A 2178-nucleotide genomic window follows, 5' to 3' on the forward strand; every position below is an offset into this window, starting at 1 on the left:
TTATCCTCCGTCGCCTCAAAACCGATAAGTCTATTATTCAAGATTTGCCCGAAAAGCAGGAAATGAATGTTTTTTGTGGTCTTTCCGCAGCCCAAGCTACGGTTTATCAACAGTTGGTGGATGATTCTTTAGCACAAATTGAAGAAGCTGAGGGGATTAAGCGCAAGGGCATGATTTTGACCTTGTTGTTGAGACTCAAGCAACTGTGTAATCATCCGGCACTGTTAGACAGTAAAGGGAAAAAGACTAAGAGTAAAACAGGGGATAATTCGTTAATGTCTAGCCAGCAGTCGGGTAAGTTACGACGGTTGGAAGAAATGTTAGAAGAAGCGATTTCCGAAGGAGACCGTGGCTTAATTTTTACCCAATTTTCCGAATGGGGGAAATTGCTAAAACCCTATTTAGAGCACAAATTTGGCAAAGAAGTTTTATTCCTCTATGGCGCAACTCGTAAGAAACAACGGGAGGAAATGATTGATCGGTTTCAGAATGACCCGGATGGTCCATCGATATTTATTCTGTCTCTGAAAGCTGGTGGCACTGGATTGAATTTAACGAGAGCTAATCATGTCTTTCATGTAGACCGTTGGTGGAATCCAGCAGTTGAAAATCAAGCTACTGACCGCGTCTTTCGGATTGGTCAAAAACGCAATGTTCAAGTCCATAAGTTTATCTGTACTGGCACTGTGGAAGAAAAAATTAATGACATTATTGAAAGTAAGAAACAGTTAGCGGAACAAACTGTAGATGCGGGAGAAGATTGGTTGACGGAAATGAATACAGAACAATTGCGCGATTTGGTTTTGCTTGACCGGAGTGCGGTTATTGATGATTAATTTAAGGGAATCGGGAATCGGGAATCGTGAATCGGGAGTAGTTGTGTAGGGTGGGCAAAATTCTATGATCTAGAATTGTTAAAATAACTAACTAGTTTTTGCCCACCCTAAAAGCTTTTTAAATTTTGATACTATTATTGATAATATATATGTAAATTTTAATACAAATTTTAATCCATTTACCCTGACGCAATCTTTAGGAAATGCGTCAAAGGTATAAACTTCCAAAGCTTCTTCAATATTCTATGCTTTCTCACCTTTGATTCGCTTACGGTAAGCAAGATTGAGATTATTTCGTGTGATTGTCCAATCTTGGGGAAAAGCCTCAAAGGTATAAACGGTAAGAGCCTGTTGGTAACAAGCGATCGCTTTTTCTATATTCTGTGTTTTCTTACCTTTGATTCGGTTACGGTAAGCATTTCCGAGATTAGTTTGTGTCCTTGCCCAATCTTTGGGAAAAGCCTCAAAGGTTATGACGGTAAGAGCCTGTTGGAAACAAACGATCGCTTTTTCTATATTCTGTGTTTTCTTACCTTTGATTCGCTCAAGGTAAACAATACCGAGAGTAGTTTGTGTCCTTGCCCAATCTTGGGGAAAAGCCTTAAAGGTATAAACGGTAAGAGCCTGTTGGAAAAAAGCGATTGCTTTTTCTATATTCTGTGTTTTTTTACCTTTGATTCGCTCAAGGTAAACAATACCGAGAGTAGTTTGTGTTTGTGCCCAATCTTCGGGAAAAGCCTCAAAGGTATAAACGGTAAGAGCCTGTTGGAAAAAAGCGATTGCTTTTTCTATATTCTGTGCTTTCTGACCTTTGATTCGCTCAAGGTAAACAATACCGAGAGTAGTTTGTGTTTGTGCCCAATCTTCGGGAAAAGCCTCAAAGGTTCTGACTTTTAGAGCCTGTTGATAACAAGCGATCGCTTCTTCAATATTCTGTGCTTTCTCACCTTTGATTCGGTGATAGTAAGCAGCACCGAGATTCATTTGTATGCTTACCCAATATTCGGGAAAAGCCTCAAAGGTATAAACGGTAAGAGCCTGTTGGAAACAAGTGATCGCTTTTTCTAAATTCTGTGCTTTCTGACGTTTGATTCGGTTACGGTAAGCAGCACCGAGATTAGTTTTTGTTCTTGCCCAAGCTTCGGGAAATGCCTCAAAGGTTATGACGGTAAGAGCCTGTTCGAAACAAGCGATCGCCTCTTCTATATTCTGTGCTTTCTCACCTTTGATTCGGTCACGGTAAGCATTACCGAAATTATTTTGTGTGATTGCCCATTTTTCGGAAAAAGCCTCAAAGGTAAAAACTCTAAGAGCCTGTTGGTAACAAGCGATCGCATCTTCT

At 40.0% G+C, this 2178-nt stretch carries 1 protein-coding gene and 1 pseudogene; one reads left to right on the forward strand and one right to left on the reverse strand.

What is annotated here, in order from left to right:
- The coding region (locus F6K38_RS36910) for a DEAD/DEAH box helicase (protein ID WP_287359982.1) at positions 1-836 on the forward strand (836 nt) is incomplete at its 5' end.
- A 243-nt stretch (positions 837-1079) separates the two neighbouring features.
- On the opposite strand, the pseudogene F6K38_RS36915 reads toward F6K38_RS36910, so the two are convergent.
- Positions 1080-2178 (reverse strand): annotated as a pseudogene (locus tag F6K38_RS36915) (hypothetical protein); the annotation flags it as partial.

Source organism: Moorena sp. SIO3B2 (assembly GCF_010692525.1).
Classification (GTDB): domain Bacteria; phylum Cyanobacteriota; class Cyanobacteriia; order Cyanobacteriales; family Coleofasciculaceae; genus Moorena; species Moorena producens.